This is a genomic window from Lactobacillus sp. C449L, from assembly GCF_059900815.1.
Map to the genome: position 1 here is coordinate 1 of NZ_JBWXGA010000188.1, position 466 is coordinate 466.

At 64.8% G+C, this 466-nt stretch carries 1 protein-coding gene; it reads right to left on the reverse strand.

Annotated features, from left to right (window positions below; translation table 11 throughout):
* Positions 1-156: 156 nt before the first annotated feature.
* Positions 157-378: an AbrB/MazE/SpoVT family DNA-binding domain-containing protein gene (locus tag AC2JF9_RS08955; protein ID WP_500727064.1), complete on the reverse strand. Its 222-nt coding sequence runs from the start codon at positions 376-378 to the stop codon at positions 157-159.
* Positions 379-466: the final 88 nt, after the last annotated feature.

Sequence of the window (466 nt, forward strand, 5' to 3'; positions counted from 1 at the left end):
GCGGTGTATCGGCCGGGCAAGCGCCGATTCGAGCAGCCCCTGGTCGCGCACCCCGGCCGGTCCGCCATGTTCGGACAATTGGCGGTCGTGAACGGCAAGGATGACGTCCAGCCCGATCCAGACCGGCTCCTGATCCGACATCACAGGAAGCCGTGCTTACTGGGCGAGCACGCGCAGGATATCACGATCCTCGCGCATGATGGTCTCGGCTACGGCCATCTTGGCCACGAAATCGGGATCGGCTGCCGTCAGACGCAGGCCGTCCGGCGACTCGGTCACGTAGATGGTGTCGCCCGGCCCCACCCTGAGCTTCGTCAGCAGCTCCTTGGGCAGGATGAGGCCCGCCGAGTTGCCGATCTTCTTGACCTTGAGCGCCATGTTCATACGCGCGTTATAACGCATGAACCAAGCGGTCGCAACCGATCCGCCGCTTGACGGGGCCGTGCCTGCCTCACCACCCTATGCG

What these genes read in the sequence shown, in the direction of transcription:
- AC2JF9_RS08955 (WP_500727064.1), bottom strand. Translation starts at nt 378, where the DNA reads ATGGCGCTCAAGGTCAAGAAGATCGGCAACTCGGCGGGCCTCATCCTG.